The sequence below is a fragment of the Limnohabitans sp. INBF003 genome (assembly GCF_055396645.1).
In genome coordinates this window covers 458,566-480,160 of sequence record NZ_AP029222.1, presented here as the reverse complement: position 1 = coordinate 480,160, position 21,595 = coordinate 458,566, and the positions used below count along the sequence as shown (strand labels likewise).

The 21,595-nt window shown below is 60.8% G+C and carries 20 protein-coding genes; 12 read left to right on the top strand and 8 right to left on the bottom strand.

Features of this window, described 5'->3' with window-relative positions; translation table 11 throughout:
• Positions 1–5 precede the first annotated feature (5 nt).
• The gene (locus ACZ5VE_RS02350; protein WP_464456480.1) at positions 6–1,568 is read left to right on the top strand and encodes a benzoate-CoA ligase family protein; all 1,563 of its coding nucleotides are present in this window, start codon (positions 6–8) and stop codon (positions 1,566–1,568) included.
• A gap of 93 nt (positions 1,569–1,661) precedes the next feature.
• Here ACZ5VE_RS02350 and ACZ5VE_RS02345 read toward each other — a convergent pair whose 3' ends face one another.
• Both ACZ5VE_RS02345 and apbC read right to left on the bottom strand, forming a co-directional pair.
• Positions 1,662–4,052: a response regulator gene (locus tag ACZ5VE_RS02345; RefSeq protein WP_464456479.1), complete on the bottom strand. Its 2,391-nt coding sequence runs from the start codon at positions 4,050–4,052 to the stop codon at positions 1,662–1,664.
• Positions 4,053–4,230: 178 nt separating this feature from the next.
• Positions 4,231–5,352, bottom strand: a complete 1,122-nt coding sequence (apbC, locus tag ACZ5VE_RS02340) for an iron-sulfur cluster carrier protein ApbC (protein ID WP_464457419.1) — start codon at positions 5,350–5,352, stop codon at positions 4,231–4,233.
• Positions 5,353–5,422: 70 nt separating this feature from the next.
• Here apbC and metG point away from each other — a divergent pair, with 70 nt between their 5' ends.
• The 5 genes from metG (at position 5,423) to ACZ5VE_RS02315 (ending at position 11,214) form a co-directional block, all read left to right on the top strand.
• Complete coding sequence (gene metG / locus ACZ5VE_RS02335) at positions 5,423–7,516, top strand: methionine--tRNA ligase (protein WP_464456478.1); 2,094 nt, start codon at positions 5,423–5,425, stop codon at positions 7,514–7,516.
• A gap of 27 nt (positions 7,517–7,543) precedes the next feature.
• On the top strand, positions 7,544–8,281 hold the full coding sequence (locus ACZ5VE_RS02330; RefSeq protein WP_464456477.1) for a YoaK family protein: 738 nt from the start codon (positions 7,544–7,546) through the stop codon (positions 8,279–8,281).
• A 39-nt stretch (positions 8,282–8,320) separates the two neighbouring features.
• Positions 8,321–10,000: a SulP family inorganic anion transporter gene (locus ACZ5VE_RS02325; RefSeq protein ID WP_464456476.1), complete on the top strand. Its 1,680-nt coding sequence runs from the start codon at positions 8,321–8,323 to the stop codon at positions 9,998–10,000.
• A gap of 76 nt (positions 10,001–10,076) precedes the next feature.
• Positions 10,077–10,280 carry a DUF3460 family protein gene (locus ACZ5VE_RS02320; protein WP_464456475.1) on the top strand — a complete coding sequence of 68 codons (204 nt, stop codon included), beginning with the start codon at positions 10,077–10,079 and terminating at the stop codon, positions 10,278–10,280.
• A gap of 97 nt (positions 10,281–10,377) precedes the next feature.
• On the top strand, positions 10,378–11,214 hold the full coding sequence (locus ACZ5VE_RS02315; RefSeq protein WP_464457418.1) for a segregation and condensation protein A: 837 nt from the start codon (positions 10,378–10,380) through the stop codon (positions 11,212–11,214).
• Between the two features lie 236 nt (positions 11,215–11,450).
• Here the strand turns inward: ACZ5VE_RS02315 and ACZ5VE_RS02310 are convergent, their stop codons facing one another.
• From ACZ5VE_RS02310 to ACZ5VE_RS02295, 4 genes are all read right to left on the bottom strand, one after another.
• Positions 11,451–12,452 carry an NAD(P)H-dependent glycerol-3-phosphate dehydrogenase gene (locus ACZ5VE_RS02310; RefSeq protein ID WP_464456474.1) on the bottom strand — a complete coding sequence of 334 codons (1,002 nt, stop codon included), beginning with the start codon at positions 12,450–12,452 and terminating at the stop codon, positions 11,451–11,453.
• A gap of 18 nt (positions 12,453–12,470) precedes the next feature.
• Complete coding sequence (gene secB / locus ACZ5VE_RS02305) at positions 12,471–12,932, bottom strand: protein-export chaperone SecB (protein ID WP_464456473.1); 462 nt, start codon at positions 12,930–12,932, stop codon at positions 12,471–12,473.
• A 138-nt stretch (positions 12,933–13,070) separates the two neighbouring features.
• The gene (gene grxC / locus ACZ5VE_RS02300; protein ID WP_464456472.1) at positions 13,071–13,331 is read right to left on the bottom strand and encodes a glutaredoxin 3; all 261 of its coding nucleotides are present in this window, start codon (positions 13,329–13,331) and stop codon (positions 13,071–13,073) included.
• Between the two features lie 16 nt (positions 13,332–13,347).
• Positions 13,348–13,749 carry a rhodanese-like domain-containing protein gene (locus tag ACZ5VE_RS02295; protein ID WP_464456471.1) on the bottom strand — a complete coding sequence of 134 codons (402 nt, stop codon included), beginning with the start codon at positions 13,747–13,749 and terminating at the stop codon, positions 13,348–13,350.
• Positions 13,750–13,874: 125 nt separating this feature from the next.
• Between ACZ5VE_RS02295 and gpmA the strand changes: the two genes are divergently transcribed.
• The 3 genes from gpmA (at position 13,875) to ACZ5VE_RS02280 (ending at position 16,945) form a co-directional block, all read left to right on the top strand.
• A complete protein-coding gene (gene gpmA, locus ACZ5VE_RS02290; protein WP_464456470.1) occupies positions 13,875–14,612 on the top strand; it encodes a 2,3-diphosphoglycerate-dependent phosphoglycerate mutase in 738 nt (245 codons plus the stop codon).
• Between the two features lie 103 nt (positions 14,613–14,715).
• Positions 14,716–16,167 carry a S41 family peptidase gene (locus ACZ5VE_RS02285; protein ID WP_464456469.1) on the top strand — a complete coding sequence of 484 codons (1,452 nt, stop codon included), beginning with the start codon at positions 14,716–14,718 and terminating at the stop codon, positions 16,165–16,167.
• 19 nt (positions 16,168–16,186) lie between these two features.
• Positions 16,187–16,945, top strand: coding sequence for a HesA/MoeB/ThiF family protein (locus ACZ5VE_RS02280; RefSeq protein WP_464456468.1), 759 nt, complete (start codon positions 16,187–16,189; stop codon positions 16,943–16,945).
• 117 nt (positions 16,946–17,062) lie between these two features.
• On the opposite strand, the gene ACZ5VE_RS02275 is transcribed toward ACZ5VE_RS02280, so the two are convergent.
• Positions 17,063–17,560, bottom strand: a complete 498-nt coding sequence (locus tag ACZ5VE_RS02275) for a thermonuclease family protein (protein WP_464456467.1) — start codon at positions 17,558–17,560, stop codon at positions 17,063–17,065.
• Positions 17,557–18,081, bottom strand: coding sequence for a MarR family winged helix-turn-helix transcriptional regulator (locus tag ACZ5VE_RS02270; protein ID WP_464456466.1), 525 nt, complete (start codon positions 18,079–18,081; stop codon positions 17,557–17,559). The genes ACZ5VE_RS02275 and ACZ5VE_RS02270 overlap by 4 nt, the downstream gene beginning before the upstream one ends.
• Positions 18,082–18,196: 115 nt before the next feature.
• Here ACZ5VE_RS02270 and ACZ5VE_RS02265 point away from each other — a divergent pair, with 115 nt between their 5' ends.
• The 3 genes from ACZ5VE_RS02265 to ACZ5VE_RS02255 all read left to right on the top strand — a co-directional run bounded on the left by ACZ5VE_RS02265 (position 18,197) and on the right by ACZ5VE_RS02255 (position 21,591).
• Positions 18,197–19,195: a Bug family tripartite tricarboxylate transporter substrate binding protein gene (locus tag ACZ5VE_RS02265; RefSeq protein WP_464456465.1), complete on the top strand. Its 999-nt coding sequence runs from the start codon at positions 18,197–18,199 to the stop codon at positions 19,193–19,195.
• Between the two features lie 72 nt (positions 19,196–19,267).
• On the top strand, positions 19,268–20,242 hold the full coding sequence (locus ACZ5VE_RS02260; RefSeq protein ID WP_464456464.1) for a Bug family tripartite tricarboxylate transporter substrate binding protein: 975 nt from the start codon (positions 19,268–19,270) through the stop codon (positions 20,240–20,242).
• Between the two features lie 20 nt (positions 20,243–20,262).
• On the top strand, positions 20,263–21,591 hold the full coding sequence (locus ACZ5VE_RS02255) for a sulfatase family protein (protein WP_464456463.1): 1,329 nt from the start codon (positions 20,263–20,265) through the stop codon (positions 21,589–21,591).
• Positions 21,592–21,595 lie beyond the last annotated feature (4 nt).

Here is a 21,595-nt window from a genome sequence, read left to right as displayed (position 1 = left end):
TCCCCATGACCCATGTGACCCCACCACCTGCCGACTTCAACTTTGCCCAACACCTGATCGCCACCAACGCCGGGCGCGCTGGCAAAACCGCCCTGATCGACGACGTCGGCGCTTTGACCTATGGCGAGTTGACCGAGCAGATCCGCCGCTTTGCCGGTGGCCTCAAGGCCATGGGCCTCAAACGCGAAGAGCGCGTGCTCTTGCTCATGCAAGACAGCAGCGACTGGGTGGTGGCCTTTTTGGGTTCGCTCTACGCGGGCGTGGTGCCTGTGGCGGTCAACACCTTGCTCACGGCCGAAGACTATGCCTTCATGCTCACCAACAGCCGTGCCCAGGCGGCACTGGTCTCTGGGGCCTTGCTGCCCACGCTGCAAGCTGCCATGGATTTGGTCAAAACCGAAGTGCAGCATGTGGTGGTGTCACGCCCCGCAGGCGCACTGGCACAAGGCCAGTACAACATGGCCGAATTCGTGGCCCAGAACAACCCGGTGCTGCCCGCACAGACCCTGGCCGATGAACCGGCCTTCTGGCTGTATTCGTCCGGCTCCACCGGCAAACCCAAGGGCACGGTGCACAGCCAGGGCAACCTGTACTGGACGGCCGAGCTGTACGGCCAAGGCGTGCTGGAACTGCGCGAAAGCGATGTGGTGTTCTCGGCGGCCAAGCTGTTCTTTGCCTACGGCCTGGGCAACGCCCTGACCTTCCCTTTGAGCGTGGGCGCCAGCGTGGTGCTGATGGCCGAGCGCCCCACCCCACAAGCGACTTTCAAGCGCATGGTTGACCACCAACCCACCGTGTTTTATGGTGCGCCCACCGGCTACGGCGGCATGCTGGCCAGCCCCGATCTGCCCGCCAAAAACCAGGTCGCGCTGCGCCTGTGCTCATCGGCCGGTGAAGCCCTGCCGCGTGACATTGGCGAGCGCTGGACAGCCCACTTTGGCTGCGAAATCATCGACGGCATCGGCTCCACCGAAATGCTGCATGTGTTCTTGTCCAACCGCCCCGGCGATGTGCGCTACGGCACCACCGGCAAGGCCGTGCCCGGCTACGAGGTGCAGTTGCGCAACGAAGACGGCAGCGTGGTCACTGGCCACAACGAGATCGGCGACCTCTACATCCAGGGCCCCAGTGCCGCGCTGATGTACTGGAACAACCGCGAAAAGACCCGCGACACCTTCCAGGGCGTGTGGACCAAGAGCGGCGACAAGTACACCCGCGACCCCGACGGCTACTACACCTACGCCGGGCGCAACGACGACATGCTCAAAGTCAGCGGCATCTACGTCTCGCCCTTCGAAGTCGAGGCCACGCTGGTGCAGCACCCGGCGATCCTCGAAGCCGCCGTGATCGGCAAGGAAGACACCGACGGCCTGACCAAGACCAAGGCCTTCATCGTGCTCAAACAGGGCCAAAGCCTGACGCAAGAAGAAGTCAAAGCCTTTGTGAAGGAGCGACTGGCCCCTTACAAATACCCGCGCTTCATCGAATTTGTGGCCGAACTGCCCAAGACCGCCACCGGCAAGATCCAGCGCTTCCGTTTGCGTGACCTGGAAAAATCAGCCCACTGAAAAAACAGCCGACTCACGCGCCGACCGATGGCGCAATGAGTCGGCTGTTTTTCTTGGTGAGCGGCGGCTCAGCGACCGAATTGAAGACGCGGTTCAGGCGCCATCGACAGGTGTGAGCACCCGGGTGATTTCTTTTTGCAAGGCGGCCTGAGACATGGGTTTCGAAACATAGCCGTCCGCACCTGCGGCGATGAAACGCTCCTTGTCACCCGTCATGGCGTGTGCCGTGACCATCAGCACAGGCGTTCGATGACCCGTCGTCGCCTCCTGGATTCGCAATTGGCGCAAAGCGGTGACGCCGTCCATCACAGGCATCATCACGTCCATCAAAACCACATCGAAACGCTCTTCGGCCAAGCGGTCCAACGCCTCTTGGCCATCGGCGGCGATGGCATAGCGATAGCCCATGCGTTGCAACATGATTTCGGCCAACTTGCGGTTGATTTCGTGGTCTTCGACCAGCAAAACAGACCAAGTCGGGGCACCTGCAATGGCCGGCGAAAGCGCCGCTGACTTGTCAGAGGGCGTGACGCTCAGCGCCTGAACACTCGACGGGCTGATTTTTTTAACGGGCAAAGTCGCCACAAAACTCGCGCCTTTGCCTGGATGGCCCTCGGCCGTGATGTACCCGCCCATCAACTGCAACAAACTGCGCGTGATCGCCAAACCGAGTCCTGTGCCACCGAAGGACCGCGTCACCGAACCATCGGCTTGCGTGAAGGGACTGAACAAGGCTTCTGTGCGCTCGGGATCGAAGCCGATGCCTGTGTCGATGATGCTGATGCGCAGCAGCACCGTCTGGTCATCGATCTTTGAAAACACTTCGGTTTTAACGGTCACCGAACCCTGATCGGTGAACTTGATCGCATTGCCGATCAGATTGGTCAGCACTTGCCGCATGCGCACCGGGTCCATCCAGACCAGCTCAGGGATATCGTCCGCCGTTTCAAGCAACAACGCGACACCTTTGACACGCGCCAATTGCTCAAGAGACCGGACCGTGTGCCGGATCAACTGAGCCGGACTGACTTCGAGCAGCTCCAGCTCCAGCGCCTTGGCTTCAATCTTGGAAAAATCCAGAATCTCGTTGATGATTTGAAGCAGGTGGTTGGCCGAATCCCGCGCCAACGTCAAATATTCCTTTTGCAGATCCGGCGACGTCGTCTCCAGCGCCAACTCGGTCATGCCCACAATGCCATTCATGGGGGTTCGGATTTCATGGCTCATGTTGGCCAAAAATTCCCCTCGCATGCGGTTGGCCTGCTCGGCTTTGTCTTTGGCCTCGATCAGCAGGTCTTGCGCACTCTGAATGGCCGTGAAGTCCTGCATCACGCCCACAAAAAAATGTTCGTTATCAAGGTGGGTTTCGCTGATGGTCAAACGCACGGGAAACATGCTGCCATCGTGTCTACGCCCGCGCATGACCCGAGGCTGGTTCATCAATTTCTTACGCCCGGTGGCCAGGTAGGTTTGCATGTACTGGTCATGCTGCTCGTTTTCTGCCGCAGGCATCAGCAAATTGACGCGCTGCCCCATCAACGCCTCCATGCTGTAGCCGAAAATCGCGGCCGTGGCCTCGTTGCATTGGACAATCTTGCCCTTTGAATCGGCCACCACAATCGCCTCGGGGACCGATTTGAAAATGCTGTGAAGCTTACCCTCACTCAAACGCAAATGCCCTTCGACCAGTTTGCGTTCGGCAATTTCATCGCTGAGCTGACGAATGGCCAACTGCCGCTCCGTCGATAACTGGCGAGAGGTCATCAAGGCCACGCGAATTCGTTTGACCGAAAACCAGATCAACAACAAACCCAAAAACAACAGCGCCAGCAGCACCACAAAAGTGCGGTTGAGCACACCCGTGCTGGCCAGCTGCCACTGAGAGACGGGCAACACCACCTCAAGTGCACCGCGCACATCGCCCACTTTCCAGTCCGTGCGAGGCGAGCCGGGATAGCTGTTGTGGCAAGCCACACAATTGGGCAGCATGCGATCGGCCTGCGCAAAGCGCAACACACGGCTGCCGTTCATGACCTCTTCACGCACAAAAGGCTTGTTCGGTTGCTCTTTGAGGTGCTGCAATGCCCGCTTCTGGAAATCATCGAGCGAGCGCTCGGACTCGCGCCACGGAAACGGCAAGTCACTGTACAAACGAACCTGTGTACCGCCATCCACTTTGGACAAGTAGTGACCCAGATCGATCGTCAAGGTTGCGGGCAAAGGCAAAGCGTTGTCTTGCGATTTGTAGTCGTGCGTGACCGCCATGCCGCTTTTGACCGCCCGAGGCACCAGTTCCTGGGCATAGAAGTTTCGAAATTGCGTGACCGAAGCGGCATGGGTTTGAGCGCTTTCGGCGGCGTATTGCTGCACCACAACCTCGCTCGACTGGTAGGTGTAGAAGACGACCCACAGCCCCGTGACGATCAACACCCCGCCGAGCCATTCCATGGGCCAGCGCAGCAGCAATGTGCGAATCGACGACATCAGACGATTTAAAACATTCACTTTGTTTCCCGGTATTCAAAGTGGATGATATCAATGAACACCTAGGTGTTCTCTTTAAAACCAGCATCGTCCGCGATGAATTCAAATGGATGGCGGTCTCATACAACCGCCTCCATGGCAAGCCGCCCCCGTGAAAACACGGATTCGGCCTTGTCGCTCAGGTGTCCTTGCTGACCTTGATGGTCGGGAACTTGCTCGAAAAATCCTTGGCCTTGGCCGCGATTTTGACCGCCACCTGGCGGGCCACCGCCTTGTAGATCTGGGCCACTTCACCGTCGGGGTCGGACACCACCGTGGGTTTGCCTTGGTCGGCTTGCAAGCGGATCTGCATGTTCAAGGGCAAGGCACCCAAGTAGTCGATGCCTTTGTCTGCCGCGTAGCGCTTGCCGCCGTCTTCACCAAAGATGTGCTCCACATGGCCGCAGTTCGTGCAGACATGCACGGCCATGTTTTCCACAATGCCCAAAATCGGCACGCCCACCTTCTCAAACATCTTGATGCCTTTTTTGGCGTCCAGCAAAGCGATGTCCTGGGGCGTGGTCACGATCACCGCGCCCGTCATGGGCACACGCTGACTCAAGGTCAGCTGAATGTCGCCGGTGCCAGGTGGCATGTCTACGATCAAATAGTCGAGTTCTTTCCAGTTGGTCTGGCGCAAAAGCTGCTCCAGCGCCTGGGTGGCCATGGGGCCGCGCCAGATCATGGCTTCGTCGGGGTCCACCAAAAAACCGATCGACATGACTTGCACACCGTAGTTCTCCAACGGCTCCATGGTCTGGCCATCTTCGCTTTCGGGGCGGCCTTCGATGCCCATCATCATGGGCTGGCTGGGGCCGTAGATGTCGGCATCCAGCAAGCCGACTTTGGCCCCTTCAGCCGCCAGCGCCAGCGCCAGGTTGACAGCGGTGGTGCTCTTGCCCACGCCGCCCTTGCCAGAGGCCACGGCCACGATGTTTTTCACCTGCGGCAGCAAGGCCACACCGCGTTGGGCGGTGTGGGCGGTGATCTTGCTGGTCACGTTGGCGGACACATTGGCCACGCCCGCCACACCTTTGGCCGCCGAAATCAGCGCCTGACGGAGCATCGGGATCTGGCTCTTGGCGGGGTAGCCCAACTCCACGTCAAAAGACACGTCAGTGCCGTCAACCTGCAAGTTTTTGAGGGTCTTGGTCGAAACGAAGTCTTTGCCCGTGTTCGGGTCGATGACGGTTTGCAGGGCTTGCAGGAGTTGTTCGGTGGTCGCCATGGGGGTCTGATGCTTTCTGAGCTGTCCAAGAATGGGGGGCAGTTTACCGACATGCAGCCCGGTACACCCTAAAATCACCGATTCCCCTACAAGTTACCCCACCATGTCTGCCCCCAACGCCCCGCGCCAGCTTTTCGTCACCACCGCCTTGCCGTACGCCAACGGCAACTTCCACATCGGCCACATCATGGAGTACATCCAGGCCGACATCTGGGTGCGGTTCCAACGCATGCAGGGCAGCCAGGTCAATTTTGTGGGCGCCGACGACACCCACGGCGCACCGATCATGATCGCGGCCGAAAAAGCAGGCAAAACGCCCCAGCAGTTCGTGGCCGACATCGCGGCGGGCCGCAAGCCTTATCTGGACGGCTTTCACATCGCTTTTGACAACTGGCACAGCACCGACGCGCCCGAAAACCACGAGCTGGCCCGCCAGATTTACCGGGACCTGCGCGACATTTCCGAGGCCGATGGCGGCTCGCTGATCGAGGTGCGCGCCGTGGAGCAGTTCTTCGACCCCGAAAAGAACATGTTCTTGCCCGACCGCTTCATCAAAGGCGAGTGCCCCAAGTGCCATGCCAAAGACCAGTACGGCGACAACTGCGAGGTCTGCGGCGCGGTCTACGCCCCCACCGACCTGATCAACCCGTTCTCGGCGCTTTCAGGGGCCAAGCCCGAGCTGAAGACCTCGGAACACTTCTTCTTCAAGCTGTCCGACCCGCGCTGCGTCGCGTTTTTGACCCAGTGGACACAAGACGGCAAGCTGCAACCCGAGGTGGCCAACAAGGTCAAGGAATGGTTCAGCGTGCGCACCAACCCCGATGGCACGACCAGCGAGGGCCTGGGCGACTGGGACATTTCGCGTGACGCGCCCTACTTCGGCATCGAGATCCCCGATGCACCGGGCAAATACTTTTATGTCTGGCTGGACGCGCCTGTGGGCTACTTGGCGTCGCTCAAAAACCTGCTGGACAAGCGTGGCGAAGACTACGCCGCCTACATGGCCAACCCGAATCTGGAGCAGATCCACTTCATCGGCAAGGACATCGTGACCTTCCACACCCTGTTCTGGCCTGCCATGCTGCATTTCAGTGGCCGCAAGACACCCAACAAGGTGAACGTGCACGGTTTTTTGACGGTGAACAACGGTGAAAAAATGAGCAAGAGCCGGGGCACGGGCCTGGACCCACTCAAGTACCTGAGTCTGGGCATGAACCCCGAGTGGCTGCGCTACTACCTGGCGGCCAAGCTGTCGGGCCGCAACGAAGACATCGATTTCAACGCCGAAGACTTCATGGCGCGTGTCAACAGCGATCTGGTGGGCAAATTCATCAACATCGCCTCGCGCTCGGCCGGTTTCATTGCCAAGCGTTTTGGTGGCCAACTGGGCACCGTGAGCGCCGACGGTCAGGCCCTGCTGACCGCGCTGCAAAGCGCCACCCCCACCGTGGCCGCCTTTTACGAAGAACGCGAATACGGCAAGGCCCTGCGTGAAGTCATGCTGCTGGCCGACAAGGTCAACGCCTATGTGGACCAGAACAAACCCTGGGACCTGGCCAAGCAAGAAGGCATGGACGCCCGCCTGCACGATGTGTGCACCACCTGCATCGAAGCCTTCCGCCTGCTCACGCTGCAACTCAAGCCTGTGCTGCCCGCTTTGGCCGCGCAGGTCGAGGCCTTCCTCAATGTCGCGCCTTTCAGCTTTGACGCCGCCCAGACCCTGCTGGGCGCGGGCCACAGCATCAACGCCTACCAGCACCTGATGCAGCGCGTGGACATCAAGCAACTTGAATCGCTCTTTGAAGCGCCAGAGCCCGTCGTGCCTGCGCTCGTCCCTGGTGGCGAGCCGATTGCAGAGACCATCTCCATCGACGACTTTGCCAAGGTCGATCTGCGCATCGCCGAGATCGTCAACTGCGAACCGGTCGAAGGCTCGGTCAAGCTGCTGCGCCTGACACTGGATGTCGGCGAAGGACGCACCCGCAACGTGTTCTCAGGCATCGCCAGCATGTACAAACCCGAAGACCTGATCGGCAAACTCACCGTGATGGTGGCCAACCTGGCCCCACGCAAGATGAAGTTTGGCGTGAGTGAAGGCATGGTGCTGGCCGCCAGCCATGCCGACGAAAAAGCCGAGCCGGGCATCCACGTGCTGCACCCCTGGCCCGGTGCCAAACCCGGCATGCGGATTCACTGATCCCCTGGCCCCGAGAAATCGCTGCGCATGTTTCCCCTGATCCACGGATGGACCGATGTGCAGCGAAGCCCGGGGGCCAATCTGCGCTTGGGGCTGGTGCTGAGCTTTGTGGCCGGCGCCACCAATGCCGGGGGCTTTCTGGCGGTGGGCCGCTACACCTCGCACATGACGGGCATTGTGTCGTCGGTGGCCGACGATGTGGTGCTGGGTCATTTGGACCTGGCCATGGCGGGGCTGGCTTGCCTGGTGGCTTTTTTGCTCGGCGCCATGTGCACGGCCATCATGGTCAATTGGGGCCTGCGTCAGCACTTGCGCAGCAGCTACAGCCTGCCGCTCCTGCTCGAATCGTTTGCCCTGCTGGTGTTTGGCCTGTTTGGGACCGCCATTGCGGCTTGGTCACAGGTGTTTTTGCCCATCACCGTGGTGCTGCTGTGCTTCATCATGGGCTTGCAAAACGCGGTCATCACCAAAATCTCCAAAGCCGAAATCCGCACCACCCACATCACCGGCTTGGTGACGGACATCGGCATCGAGCTGGGCAAATGGGTTTATCTGAACCGTTTGCAGGAGCCGCCCCCTGTGCGGGCCAACCGCGAACGCCTGCGAATTCAAGCTGGACTGGTCCTGGGTTTCCTTCTGGGCGGGCTGCTGGGGGCATTGGGGTTCAAGCATTGGGGCTACGTGACCACCGTGCCTTTGGCATGCCTGCTGTGGTTGCTCAGCCTGCGCCCCTTGCTCGATGACCTGCGCCAGCGTGCCGCATAATTTATCGGCTCCGCCCTGAAAGCCCCTATCTCAAGACCCATGAACTGGCTGCAAGCAACCCATTTTTTCAGACCCCGATTGCTGGACAGCCTGCAAGGCTACAACCGCCAACGGCTCGTGCAGGACATCGGGGCCGGGTTCACCGTCGGCGTCGTGGCCTTGCCACTGGCCATGGCTTTTGCCATTGCTTCGGGCCTCAAGCCCGAGGCGGGGCTTTTCACAGCCATCATCGCGGGCTTCCTCATTTCAGCCTTGGGCGGCAGCAGGGTCCAGATTGGTGGGCCAGCAGGGGCCTTCATCGTCATCGTTTACGGCATCGTCGAGCGCTATGGCCTGGCCAACCTGATTTTGGCCACGGCCATGTCCGGGGTTTTGCTTTTCCTGATGGGGCTTTTCCGGCTCGGCAACCTGATCCGTTTCATTCCGGTGGCCGTGGTCATTGGCTTCACCAACGGCATTGCGGTGTTGATCATGCTCTCGCAAATCAAGGATTTGCTGGGCTTGAAAGTGACCGCCATGCCCGCCGACTTTTTTGGCATCATCGGCGCCCTCTGGCAAAACCTGCAAAGCACCAACCTGGCGGCAGTGCTGCTGGCCTTGGCGTCCTTGTCCCTGCTGATCGGCTGGTTGCGCTTGAGCCGCCGCCTGGCCGAGACCCGATACCACTGGGTCAGCATGATCCCGGGCTCCATCATCGCCTTGGTGTTTGCCACGCTGGCCACCTGGGTGCTGTCCTTGCCGGTGGAGACCATCGGCAGCAAATTTGGCGGCATCCCGGCCGCCATGCCCTCATTCCAGTGGCCGGACTTCAGCTGGAACAGCGCCCGTTTCTTGCTCATGCCCACGCTGACACTGGCGCTGTTAGGCGCCATCGAGTCTTTGCTCTGCGCCCGCATTGCCGACGGCATGATCGGCGATCGCCACAACCCCAACCAGGAGTTGATGGCGCAAGGTGTGGCCAATTTTGTGACGCCATTTTTTGGCGGCATGCCCGCCACAGGCACCATTGCACGCACGGTCACCAACATCAAAAGTGGTGGCTCCAGCCCTGTCTCAGGCATGGTGCATGCATTGACCTTGCTGACCGTGGTGCTGGTGGCCGCGCCTTGGGCGGGCAACATCCCATTGGCTTGCCTGGCGGCCATCTTGATGTTTGTGGCCTGGAACATGGGCGAGTGGCTGGAGTTCTGGCAACTGCGCCAATACCGCATGCCTTATCGGGTCACTTTGCTGGCCGTCTTCTTTCTCACGGTGGTGTTTGACCTGACAGTGGCGGTCGAGGTCGGCCTGATCGCGGCCTGTCTGACATTTATTTACCGCATCTCCAGCCTCAGCCGAAGCGAACCGGTCAGCCAGCTTGACCACCCGGGTCTGGCCGAATTCGCGCACCAAGTGCAGGCTTGGCGTTTGTATGGGGCCTTGTTTTTTGGTGCGGTCAAGCTGATTGAAGAAATCGAGGACAACATCCAGACGCCTGTTTTGGTGCTGGACCTGAAAAACGTGATTTACATCGACTCGTCCGGTGCGGACGCCTTGATGAACCTGATCGAAACCTGCCGAAAAAAGACCACCCACCTGATTGTCTGCGGCTTGTCGCATCAGCCGCTGGACATCGCTCGGCGCAGCGGCCTGCTGACGCACCTGGAAGGCCACTTGCAACCCGACCTGGCCGCAGGCTTGGCACGTGCCGTCAGCTGGTCACCCGGTCAGGCCCGGTAAAATGCCGCTGTTCGGGTGTTGACTGCCCTCAGTGTCGGTCAAGCCCCTTTGTTCACCCTTTGTCCGGATGCCGCTCATGTCTTTTTTCCGCCGCCCTGATTACGCATCAGACACAACCCAATTCATCGACCAGCTCAAAGCGCAGCACCCCCAGCTGGAAGCCGAACAACGCCAAGGCCGTGCCTTGTTGTGGGACAAGCAGGTTGACCGCGCCGTGCAGGCCGAGTTCAGCCAAGGCCGCATCGCCCAGAAGCCCTACGTCTACCAGACCAAAGGCTGACCCACAGGCCTTCGTTGAGCGATCTGCAACGTACTGCTGAGCCTCTCCTGTGCGCAACACCCCCGTGAACTCCATGCCCCCCGAGCACACCGATCCCATGGCCCTGCCGCAGCCAGCGGACAGCGCGCCTGCGACCATGCCCGTGGTGGTGGACCAAGTGGCTTTGGCCCGCCTGTACGGCGAGCCGCTGTTTTCCATGCCCACCGACCTGTACATCCCGCCCGATGCGCTGGAGGTGTTTCTGGAGGCATTTGAAGGCCCTCTGGACTTGCTGCTCTACCTGATCCGCAAGCAAAACTTCAACATCCTCGACATCCCGATGGCTGGCGTGACGCGCCAGTACCTGAGCTATGTCGATGAAATCCGCCAGCACAACCTGGAGCTGGCGGCTGAATACCTGCTGATGGCCGCGATGCTGATCGAGATCAAGTCACGCATGCTGCTGCCGCCCAAAAAAGTGGCCGAAGGTGAAGAAGTCGAAGACCCACGGGCCGAGCTGGTGCGCCGCTTGCTCGAATACGAACAAATGAAGCTGGCCTCGCTGCAGCTCAACGAGATCCCGCATTACGGACGCGACTTTCTCAAGGCACAGGTCTACATCGAGCAAAGCCTGCAGCCCCGTTTTCCGGATGTGAGCATGGACGAGCTGCAGTCGGCCTGGCGCGACATTTTGAAACGCGCCAACCTGGTCCAGCACCACAAGATCAGCCGCGAAGAGCTCAGCGTGCGCGAGCACATGACCATCGTGCTCAAGCACCTGCAAGGCCGCAAGTTTGTCGAGTTTGAAAACCTGTTTGACCCGACTTTGGGCACCCCCGTGCTGGTGGTGACCTTCATTGCCCTGCTCGAACTGGCCAAGGAAACCCTGATCGAGATCACCCAGGCCGAGGCTTTTGCCCCGATTTATGTGCGGCTGGCTTACACGCCCAACTGAGCGCATATAGATGCTGATGCGCCCCATGGTATTTGAAGCTTTGCGCTGCAAGGGGATAAGCGGGTATACGGGTTTTGTAGGAGCTTGCCTGCAAGCGATGGTTCAAGCCTGCCAACGGCTGCATCGCCAGCAGGCTGGCTCCTACACCGCACATTCATCCTGCGCATTGCAGAGCTCGTCGGGCCTGATCCAGCATTGAGCGCCTCATTAGACCCTCTGCTGCAGGTACCAAAGTCTCAGACCGATTCGCCCCGAGGGCCACGCCCCATCAAGACCTGAACGGCCTCGCGGGCTTGCAAACGGCCATCGAGCAAGGCCACCACCGCTTCGGTGATCGGCATGTCCACACCCAGGCTTTGGGCACGTTGCCAAACAGTTCGGGCACTGTAGACCCCTTCGGCCACATGCCCCAGTGAGGCCACGGCTTGTTCGAGGCTAAGGCCCTGCGCCAACAACAGACCCACTTTGCGGTTGCGGCTCAGATCCCCCGTGGCAGTCAGCACCAGGTCGCCCAAACCCGACAGGCCCATGAAGGTTTCCGGCTTGGCGCCCAAGGCCACGCCCAGCCGGGTCATTTCGGCCAGGCCACGGGTGATGAGGGCTGCGCGGGCGTTCAGCCCCAAGTCCAGGCCATCGCACAAGCCGGTGGCAATGGCCAACACGTTTTTGACGGCACCGCCCACCTCGACCCCCACGATGTCGTCGTTGGCGTACACGCGCAGGGCCCCGCCATGGAAGGCCTGAACCAGCGCATCACGCACCGATGCATGGGGGCTGGCTGCCACCAATGCGGTGGGCTGACTGCGGGCCACTTCTTGCGCGAAGCTCGGGCCATTGAGCGCCCCGGCTCGCAACTGGGGGGCCACTTGCGCCTGCACTTCATGGGGCATGAGGCCGGTGCCGGCTTCAAAGCCCTTGCACAGCCAGGCCACCGACGCGGGCACGCTGTGCAGCGCCTGCAAGCTGCCGCGCAAGCCCGCCATGGGCGTGGCGATGATGAAGAGGTCTTCAGCCCGGGCGGACTGCGACAGTGAATCCAACGGACCGGAAGTGACGGCCAGGGCTACAGGCAGTTCGATGCCGGGCAGGTAGCGCTCGTTGCGCCGCAGCTGCTGCATGGCCTGGGCCTGTGCCGCATCGCGTGCATGCAGGCTCACCCGGTGGGCTGGCGACTGGCGGCTGGCGGCGATCGCCAAGGCCGTGCCCCAAGCCCCAGCACCGATGATGGTGATCTGCATGCCGGGCGGATTCTGGATTTACTGCTGTGTGGCGGCAGCTTGGGCTTGCTGCTGCTCGTACATGGCCTGGAAGTTGATTTCGGCCAGGTGCACAGGCGGAAAGCCTGCGCGGGTGATCAGGTCGGCCACGCTGGCACGCAGATACGGGTACACGATTTGCGGACAAGCGATGCCCATGATCGCGCCCATCTGGTCTTCGGGCACGTTGCGGATTTCGAAGATGCCGCCTTGCTTGCATTCAACCAAGAACACGGTCTTGTCGGCGATCTTGGTGTGCACGGTCGCGGTCACGCAGACTTCAAACACGCCTTCGGCCACAGGGGTGGCTTCCACGCCCAACTGGATGTCCACGCTGGGTTGTTGCTGCTCCAGCAAGATGGCGGGCGAATTGGGCTGCTCCAGCGAAGCCTCCTTCAGGTACACGCGTTGGATCTGGAAAACAGGGGATTGGGCTTCGGTGTTGACAGCGGTATCGGTCATGGCATTCTCTTGAGAAAAATACAGGCGGTCCGCAAGGGCCCACCCAAGGATGAAACAAATGGATTATCGGCGATCAGAAACCGGCTTTGAGCCCGCCCTGATTGTGAAAACCCTAGGGGTTTGTGAACCCACCAAGGGTCATGCTGCCTGCAACAAAGGCACCAAGCCGCCTTTGGCATCGAGCGCCATCAGGTCATCGCAGCCACCGACGTGCGTATCGCCCACATAAATTTGAGGCACCGTGCGGCGTCCGGTGATTTGCATCATGTGGTCGCGCTGAGCCGGGTCCAGGTCAATGCGGATTTCTTCAATCTGCTCAACGCCTTTGGCTTTGAGGATTTGCTTGGCCCGAATGCAATAAGGGCAAACGGCGGTGGTGTACATCTTGACGGCTTGCATGGGGGCTCCTCGGGGATCAGGCTTTTTCAACCGGCATGCTGGCCGCTTGCCAGGCCTTGAGGCCGCCAGCCAGAGACTGCACATTTTCAAAACCGAGTTTGCGAGCCGTTGCCGCCGCACGGGCAGAACGCGCGCCCACCTGGCAAACCATGACGACTTGGGCCGATTTGCTTTTGACCACTTGGGCCAATTTGTCTTCCAGTTGACCCAAAGGCAGGTTTTTGGCGCCAATCACATGGCCGCGGGCAAATTCGTCGGGCTCGCACACATCAATGACGACGGCTTTTTCGCGGTTCATCAGCTGCACCATGTCCTGGGGGCTGAGGCCACTGCCTTTGTTCAAAACAGGAAAAAGCAAAGCCACGCCCGAAGCCAAAGCCACGGTGATGAGCATCCAGTTGTCGAGGAGAAATTTCACGAATCAGACCTTTGTAAGCCACAAAATACCGGTCCGTCAGCGGACCGCCAAGTACGGATTCTAAAATGACGGCCTTGTCCTCTGTTTGATCCCTTGTTTTTCACAGCCTCTGCTGTCTCTTGACCATGTACAAAATCGTCCTCATCCGCCACGGCGAATCCACCTGGAACCTCGAAAACCGCTTCACCGGCTGGACCGATGTCGACCTGACCCCCACCGGCGTGAGCCAGGCCATGTCGGCGGGCAAACTGCTCAAAGCCGAAGGCTGGGACTTTGACCTGTGCTACACCTCGGTGCTCAAGCGCGCTATCCACACCCTCTGGTACACCCTGGACGAAATGGACCGCACCTGGCTGCCCGTGGTCAAGGACTACCGCCTGAACGAGCGCCATTACGGCAGCCTGCAGGGCCTGAACAAGGCCGACATGGCCAAGCAATTTGGCGACGAGCAGGTGCTGGTCTGGCGCCGCAGCTACGACACACCGCCCCCGGCCCTGGAAGCGACCGACCCCCGCTGCGAGCGCAGCGACCGCCGCTACCCCAACCCCAGCGCCGTGCCGCTGACCGAATGCCTCAAAGACACTGTGGCCCGCGTGTTGCCCGCCTGGAACGACAGCATTGCCCCCAGCATCAAGGCGGGCAAGCGCGTGCTGATCGCGGCGCACGGCAACTCGATCCGCGCCCTGATCAAGTACCTGGACGGCATCTCCGACAGTGACATCGTGAGCCTGAACATCCCCAACGGCATCCCGCTGGTGTATGAGCTGGACGAAAACCTCAAACCGATCCGCCATTACTACCTGGGCGATGCCGAGGCAGCCGCCAAAGCTGCGGCGGCCGTGGCCAGCCAAGGCAAGGCCTGAGTGGCCAATCTGCCTGGGCCAGCAGGGCATTTGCTGGCTTACCGCCCCGAACACCCCCTGCGGGTGTATATTGATTCGCTTCTGATTGGGAACACACAAGCACATGAGACAGAAACTCAAGATCGCAGGCTGGATCGGCGTGGGCGCATTGGCTGGCGCACTGACCACCGTGTCATTGCAAACCGTGGCACGCGGCAACATGGCCCCCCTGCCACTCGAAGAGCTGCAGCAACTGGCTGCCGTCTTTGGCATGGTCAAAAGCGACTACGTCGAGCCTGTGGACGAGAAGAAGCTGATCTCCGAAGCCATCTCCGGCATGGTGGCCAGTCTGGACCCGCATTCGCAGTATTTCGACAAAAAGAGCTTCAAGGAATTCTCGGAAGGCACCACCGGCAAATTTGTGGGTGTGGGCATCGAGATCAGCCAGGAAGACGGCCTGGTCAAGGTCGTCTCGCCCATCGAAGGCTCGCCTGCTGACCGTGCAGGCCTCAAACCCAACGACCTGATCACCAAGATCGATGACACCGCCGTCAAAGGCCTGAGCCTGAACGACGCGGTCAAACGCATGCGTGGTGAGCCCAAAACCAAGGTGCTGCTCACCATCTTCCGCAAATCCGAAAACCGCACCTTCCCGGTGACCATCGTTCGCGAAGAGATCAAGACCCAATCGGTCAAATCCAAAATCATCGAGCCAGGTTACGGCTGGATTCGCGTGTCGCAGTTCCAGGAACGCACCGTCGACGACTTCGCCCGCAAGATCGAAGAGATGTACAAGGAAGACCCCCAGCTCAAAGGCTTGGTGCTTGATTTGCGCAACGACCCGGGTGGCTTGCTCGACGCGGCTGTGGCCTTGTCTGCCGCCTTCTTGCCAGAAAACGTCACGGTGGTCACCACCAATGGCCAGCTCGAAGAAAGCAAATTCACCTACAAAGCCTCGCCCCAGTTCTGGCGCCGCAACGCCTCGAACGACCCGATCCATCGCCTGACACAAGCCACAGGTGGTGCGCTGAAAAAAGTGCCCTTGGTGGTGCTGGTCAACGAAGGCTCCGCCTCGGCCAGCGAGATCGTGGCCGGTGCCCTGCAAGACTACAAACGCGGCACCCTGATGGGCAGCCAGACCTTTGGCAAAGGCTCGGTACAAACCGTGCGCCAGCTGGGGCCTGACACGGCCCTGAAGATCACCACCGCACGCTACTACACACCCAGTGGCCGTTCGATTCAGGCCAAAGGCATCGTGCCCGAAGTGATGCTGGACGAAACCGAAAACGGCAATGTGTTTTCTGCTTTGCGCACCCGTGAAGCCGATCTGGAGAAACACCTCTCCAACGGCAAGGATGCCGAAGAGAAAAAAGACCCGGCGCGCGAAAAAGCCCGCGAAGACGCGATCAAAAAGCTGGAAGAAGAATCCAAAAAGCCTGTGGCTGAACGGCGCTTGCCCGAGTTCGGCTCCGACAAAGACTTCCAGCTGACCCAAGCCTTGAACAAACTCAAAGGCCTGCCCGTCAAGGCCAGCAGCACCCTGGCTGAACGCAAGGTTGAGAAGAAAGACGAATGAGCGCGATGGATGATGCGGCATGAATGACGCACAGCTGCTGCGCTATTCGCGGCACATCCTGCTCAATGAGCTGGGCTTTGAAGGCCAGGAAAAACTCCTGGCCTCGCACGCCCTCATCATCGGTGCGGGCGGTCTGGGCTCCCCGGTCAGCCTGTATCTGGGCAGTGCGGGCGTGGGCCACATCACCGTGGTCGACCACGACGAGATCGACGCCACCAACTTGCAGCGTCAGATTGCCCACACACTGGATCGGGTCGGCCAATACAAAGCCGATTCTGTGCGCACGGCGATCGCCCAAATCAACCCTGACGTGACCGTGACGCCCATCACCCAACGGGCCGATGCGGCCTTGCTGGACACGCTGGTGGCGCAGGCCGACGTAGTGATCGATTGCTGCGACAACTTTGAAACCCGCCAGGCCGTGAACCTGGCCTGTGTGCAACACCGCAAACCCTTGGTATCGGGTGCCGCCATCCGCATGGACGGACAAGTCTCGGTGTTTGACAGCACGCAGGCCGATGCACCCTGCTACGCCTGCATCTTCCCCCCTGAAAATCTGCCCGAAGAAACCCGCTGCGCCACCATGGGCGTGTTCGCACCGCTGGTGGGCATCATCGGCACAGTGCAAGCAGCCGAGGCTCTCAAGATTTTGAGCGGCATGGGCAGCCACATGGCCGGGCGTTTGCTGATGCTCGACGGCCGCGAACTCTCGTGGACCGATATCCGCATGCAACGCAACCCGGCCTGCCCGGTGTGCGCGGCGCACCGCCAGGCTTGATCCGGCCAGCTCGAGCCACCCTTCGGCCGCAGGGGCGGCCTCCCACAGGGGAGATGCCCGGGGTCTTCGTGGGAGCGAGCCCCTGCTCGCGAATGCCTGCAAACCAGCCGCACCCATTCACAAGCCATGGCAAGTGCCATGGAATTTTCTGAACACAGGTGGCGACATGGCGACTTCGTCTGCTGCAAACACCCCTATCTTTTGTTTTTGAGCCTGGCGTTGCAGGCCTGCATACGGGCCTTTGCCCGTGCGAAACCGGTAGGCCCAAGCCATGCCCGAGCGCACCATCTCGGCCCCCAGATCCACACCGTCCATGGACAAACGGCCAATCTGTCGGCCATAAACATCGTGGCCATGGTCAAGCACCTGAACCTGTTTTCGCAGCGCCAGGCGGATCATCGCATCGCGCGCTTCAGGCCCGCCGGGTTGGCAAATTTCGGGGGCATCAATGCCTTCAATGCGCAGCTTCACAGGCTCATGCTGCCCGTCGCGCACCAGCAAAACCGTGTCGCCATCCATGACCCAGCTGACCCAGCCTGTCCAGACCTCCGATGCCTGAACGAGCCAAGGCAGCGACAAGGCCAGCACAACAAAGCACCGAGTCAACGTCCTCATGCCGCATCCTTGCCGCGTTGCCCTTGGCGGCGATTGGCCTTGGGCAAGTCGGGGCTCAGCTCGGCGAGCAAGCTTTGGGCGCGGGCTTGCAAGCGTTCCAGCGCTTCGTCAAAGCGGGCGGCTTCTTCGGGCTGCAGTGCCTTCAAGATTTGGCTGTTGATGGCCTGAATCTGGGGCATCAAGACTTCATAAAGCTGCCGACCTGCTGGCGTCAGGCTCATCAATGCGCTGCGCCGGTCGTTGGCGGGGATGGTGCGCAACACCAGTTGCTTGTGGCCCAAAGCCGTCAAGGTGCGCGAGGTGCGCGCACGGTCACGGTGCATGCGCTCGGCCAGGGCCGACGGCGGCAAGCTGCCGTTTTCATAGAGTTGGGCCACCACGGCCCATTCACGCCGGGTGATGCCATAACCGCCCTCACACAAGCGCACCACCATGGCCCCCGCCACGCTCGACAAGCGGCCCAGCCTGTACAAAAGCAGGTCTTCAATCGAAGCCAGGCGCTGAGAAGGAGACAAGGACATCAGGGTTTTCCGGGGGGATGGTTGATTAGATCAATTGTCGGTCAAGGCACTACATTCTGCGTTGGCTTGCGCTTTTAACAGGGGACATTTCAGCTCCGCACAAACGGAGACATCCATGAATTCGATCCAAAGCACCACCCGCAACAGCATCCGCCACTTCAGCCGCCGCAGTTTGGGCCTGCTCGCGCTTTCTTTGGCTGCGCTCTCGCCCAGCCTGCAGGCTCAAGACAAACCGCCGCTCAAGATCGTGGTGGGCTTTCCGCCCGGCGGCTCGGCCGACATTCTGGCCCGCATGGTGGCCGACGCCCTGCGCGAGGACTTTGGCACCATCGTGGTGGACAACAAACCCGGCGCAGGTGGGCGCATTGCCCTGAACGCAGTCAAGGCCGCCAAACCCGACGGCCAGACCGTGATCGTGCTGCCCAGCGGCCCCATGGTGCTGTTTCCCCATGTCTATAAAAAGCTCGACTACGACGCGGTGAAAGACTTCACGCCCGTCTCGCAAATTGCCCGCTTCCAGTTTGGCGTGGTGTCCGGCCCCGCCAGCAACGCGAAGAACGTGGCCGAAATGGTGGCCAAAGCCAAGAGCGACCCGGGCAATGCCAGCTATGGCACACCCGGCGCGGGCACCTTGCCGCACTTCATGGGCGTGTTGATGGAGCAGTCTGCTGGCATCAGCCTGAACCACGTGCCCTTTCAGGGCGGCGCGCCTGCCAACAACGCCTTGCTGGGCGGTCACATCGGCTACAAATTTGACGTGGTGTCTGAGACCGCCGAAATGCACCGGGCGGGCAAGGCACGCATCATTGCCGTGACCGGCAGCCAGCGCGACCCGCAAGTGCCCGAGGTGCCCACCCTCAAGGAATCGGGGATCAACATGGAGGCCACGGCCTGGTTTGCCATGTACGGCCCAGCCGGCCTGAAAGGCGATGCACTCACGCGCCTTGAAAAAGCCATGATGAAAATCGCACGCGACCCGGCCATGAAAGACAAGATGCTCAAGCTGGGCTACGAGCCGATTGGCTCCACTTCGACCGAGCTGGCTGCAGCACAAAAAGCCGACCTGGCCCGCTGGGAAAAGCCCATCAAGGCCACAGGCGTTCAGCTGGACTGAGTCGCCTTCTTTTTCTCTCCGGCGACGGCTGCACGCTGTCGCTGGGAATCCCCCACACGTTCACGAGTCTTTATGAAAATCTCCCTCCACACTTGGCGCACAGCACTGTGCTTGAGCATTGCCGCGTGCACCTTTTCAGTTCCCGCATGGGCGCAAAGCTACCCCAGCAAACCCATCAAATTCGTCACCAACTTTCCGGCAGGTGGCCCGGCCGATTTTCTGGCACGCAGCGTGGGTGAGTTCATCACCACCCAAACCAAGCAACCCGTGGTCGTGGAAAACAAGGCCGGCGCAGGCGGCAACATCGGGGCCGACTACGTCGCCAAAAGCCCGGCCGATGGGTACACCGTGCTGTTCGGCATCGACACGACCTTCACGGTCAACCCTTACATCTACAAAAACATGGCATTCAAGGCTGCGGACCTCAAGCCCATCATGGTCATGGTCTCGTCGGGCTTGCTGGTGGGCGCACACCCCAGCACCGGCTTCAAAACGCTCAAAGACCTGATCGCCCAGGGCAAAGGCAAAGGCCTGAACTTCAGCAGCGCAGGCAGCGGCAGCCCGGGCCATCTGGCAGCCGAAATCTTCATGGACGCCGCGAACATCAAGATCCAGCATGTGCCCTACAAAGGCAACACACCGGCCGTGACCGCCGTATTGGCAGGTGAAGTCGATGCGGGCGTGCTGGCCACGCCGGGCATGCTGCCCTACGTCAAGACGGGCAAGATCACCGCCCTGGCCGTGACCAGCCGCCAGCGTTCACGCTCGGCCCTCGAGATTCCCACCGTGGCCGAAGTGGGCTTGAAGGACTTGGAGCTGGAGGTGCTCTACATCGCCATGGTGCCCGCCGCCACGCCCGAGCCTGTGGTGCAGTTGCTGCAAAAAGCCTTCACCGAGGCCTTGAAGCGCCCCGACACACAGAGCCAACTGGCGGGCATGGATTTGTTCTACGAAGGCCTGATTGGACCGGACGCCGTCAAACGCCTGAGCGACCAGTCCCTGCGCTATGGCCGCGTGGTCAAGTCCACGGGCATGAAAGTCGACTGATTTTTTGCATGAAAACACCCATGACACAACGCCCCAACATCATCTTCATCGTGGCCGACGACCTCGGCTTTGCCGACCTGGGCTGCTACGGCGGCCGTGACGCGAAGTTCGGCAAGGTCTCGCCCGTGCTCGACCAGCTCGCTGCTGCGGGCCTCAAGTTCACGCAAGGCTATTCCAACTCCCCCGTGTGCTCACCCACGCGATTTGCGCTCATGACGGCCCGCTACCAGTACCGCCTGCGTGGCGGTGCCGACGAGCCCATCAACAGCAAGAGCAAAGGCAGCGCGGTGCTGGGCTTGCCGCCCGAGCACCCCACGCTGCCGTCTCTGCTCAAGGCCAGCGGCTACCGCACGGCATTGATTGGCAAATGGCACCTGGGCTACCCGCCGCATTTCAGCCCCCTCAAGTCGGGCTACGAAGAATTCTTTGGCCCCATGTCGGGTGGGGTGGACTATTTCACCCACTGCGCTTCCAGCGGTGCGCACGATCTGTACAGCGGCGAAGACGAAACGCCCGAAGACGGCTACCTGACCGACCTGATTTCCAAACGAGCGGTTGACTACGTCGAGCGCATGGCCCCGGGCGCTGCGCAGGGCACGCCCTTCTTTTTGAGCCTGCACTACACCGCACCGCACTGGCCCTGGGAAACCCGCGAAGACCACGCATTGGCCCAGGAGGTCAAAGACAACCTGTTCCACCTGCACGGCGGCAACATCCACACCTACCACCGCATGATCCACCACATGGACGAAGGCATTGGCTGGGTGGTGGACGCGCTGAAAAAAACCGGACAACTGGACAACACCTTGATCGTCTTCACCAGCGACAACGGCGGCGAGCGCTTCAGCGACAACTGGCCGCTGGTGGGCGGCAAGATGGACCTGACCGAAGGCGGCATCCGTGTGCCGTGGATCGCGCACTGGCCCGCCGTCATCGCACCCGGGGGCACCTCCACACAGCACTGCATGACCATGGACTGGTCGGCCACCATGGTCGAGCTGGCTGGTGCCAAGGCCCATGACGACTTGCCCTTTGACGGGGTGTCCATGCTCCCCGTGTTGCGCGACGCACAGCATCAGTTCGAGCGGCCCCTGTATTGGCGCATGAACCACCGGGGCCAGCGCGCCCTGCGCATGGGTGACTACAAATACCTGCGGGTCGACGGCAACGATTACCTGTTCAACATCCCGGCCGACGAGCGCGAACGGGCCAACCTGGCCAAGCGCGAGCCCGCTCGGCTGGAGGCCATGCGCCAAGCCTGGGAAGCCTGGGACACCACCGTGCCCGCCATCCCCGAAGACGCCACCATCAGCCTGGGCTACTCGGTCAAAGACATGCCACAGCGCTGAAACG

Coding starts and splice junctions, on each gene's coding strand:
- ACZ5VE_RS02350 (WP_464456480.1), top strand. CDS start 6: ATGACCCATGTGACCCCACCACCTGCCGACTTCAACTTTGCCCAACAC.
- ACZ5VE_RS02345 (WP_464456479.1), bottom strand. CDS start 4,052: ATGTCGTCGATTCGCACATTGCTGCTGCGCTGGCCCATGGAATGGCTC.
- metG (WP_464456478.1), top strand. CDS start 5,423: ATGTCTGCCCCCAACGCCCCGCGCCAGCTTTTCGTCACCACCGCCTTG.
- ACZ5VE_RS02330 (WP_464456477.1), top strand. CDS start 7,544: ATGTTTCCCCTGATCCACGGATGGACCGATGTGCAGCGAAGCCCGGGG.
- ACZ5VE_RS02325 (WP_464456476.1), top strand. CDS start 8,321: ATGAACTGGCTGCAAGCAACCCATTTTTTCAGACCCCGATTGCTGGAC.
- ACZ5VE_RS02320 (WP_464456475.1), top strand. CDS start 10,077: ATGTCTTTTTTCCGCCGCCCTGATTACGCATCAGACACAACCCAATTC.
- ACZ5VE_RS02315 (WP_464457418.1), top strand. CDS start 10,378: ATGGCCCTGCCGCAGCCAGCGGACAGCGCGCCTGCGACCATGCCCGTG.
- ACZ5VE_RS02310 (WP_464456474.1), bottom strand. CDS start 12,452: ATGCAGATCACCATCATCGGTGCTGGGGCTTGGGGCACGGCCTTGGCG.
- secB (WP_464456473.1), bottom strand. CDS start 12,932: ATGACCGATACCGCTGTCAACACCGAAGCCCAATCCCCTGTTTTCCAG.
- grxC (WP_464456472.1), bottom strand. CDS start 13,331: ATGCAAGCCGTCAAGATGTACACCACCGCCGTTTGCCCTTATTGCATT.
- gpmA (WP_464456470.1), top strand. CDS start 13,875: ATGTACAAAATCGTCCTCATCCGCCACGGCGAATCCACCTGGAACCTC.
- ACZ5VE_RS02285 (WP_464456469.1), top strand. CDS start 14,716: ATGAGACAGAAACTCAAGATCGCAGGCTGGATCGGCGTGGGCGCATTG.
- ACZ5VE_RS02280 (WP_464456468.1), top strand. CDS start 16,187: ATGAATGACGCACAGCTGCTGCGCTATTCGCGGCACATCCTGCTCAAT.
- ACZ5VE_RS02275 (WP_464456467.1), bottom strand. CDS start 17,560: ATGAGGACGTTGACTCGGTGCTTTGTTGTGCTGGCCTTGTCGCTGCCT.
- ACZ5VE_RS02270 (WP_464456466.1), bottom strand. CDS start 18,081: ATGTCCTTGTCTCCTTCTCAGCGCCTGGCTTCGATTGAAGACCTGCTT.
- ACZ5VE_RS02265 (WP_464456465.1), top strand. CDS start 18,197: ATGAATTCGATCCAAAGCACCACCCGCAACAGCATCCGCCACTTCAGC.
- ACZ5VE_RS02260 (WP_464456464.1), top strand. CDS start 19,268: ATGAAAATCTCCCTCCACACTTGGCGCACAGCACTGTGCTTGAGCATT.
- ACZ5VE_RS02255 (WP_464456463.1), top strand. CDS start 20,263: ATGACACAACGCCCCAACATCATCTTCATCGTGGCCGACGACCTCGGC.